Annotated in this window: 1 pseudogene; it reads right to left on the bottom strand. The window is 46.5% G+C overall.

The window, feature by feature from the left end:
• Window positions 1–587 (bottom strand): annotated as a pseudogene (locus R7Z77_RS27065) (hypothetical protein); the annotation flags it as partial.

Genomic DNA, 587 nt, shown 5'->3' with positions numbered 1-587 from the left:
TCATTGAACAGGTAGCCCGCTACGGGGTTAATCCCAATCAGCTTTAATTTGTGAGCACGTTTAAAAGCTTGCTTTAACACGCTCCAAATAGAACGCACCGTGGCAATGGAGTAATAGCGTTGAAGCGGCCAGAATAGCTTTTCATCTAATTTAGAATGCGTGAGTTCGGTCAGCTCACACTCTCCCAACATAGGAATAAGCTGGCGTTGAATGGCCCACTTGATCGTGGCACGTCTTGCCGATGTAACCGTGTTGTCTTTGCTGCTACGCTCTGCATACCACGCCAACAAATCCGACACAGTTTTAAATTCTTGATTCAATACCTCGTCATGCAAGTTCACGGCTAAACGGGCTTGATATTCGCTCAGGTTCTCGATCACGTCTTTAGCTTTCAGGTGCGGCCATACTCCCAGCTTGCGCCAGTGAGACTTACCCTCGGCATTTTTCACAAAGAACCATGATCCAGAAAGGCGATTAGCATGAAAGCGGAAGCGCAAAGGATAACGAGGATCGCGCAATTCAGAACACTGGCTTTCTTCTTGTATTTTCTTAATCGCAGAGTCAGAAAAGTGAATCACTGTCGTTGT

The sequence above is a fragment of the Vibrio sp. 1401 genome (assembly GCF_033340295.1).
This window is presented reverse-complemented; position numbering and strand designations above follow the sequence as displayed.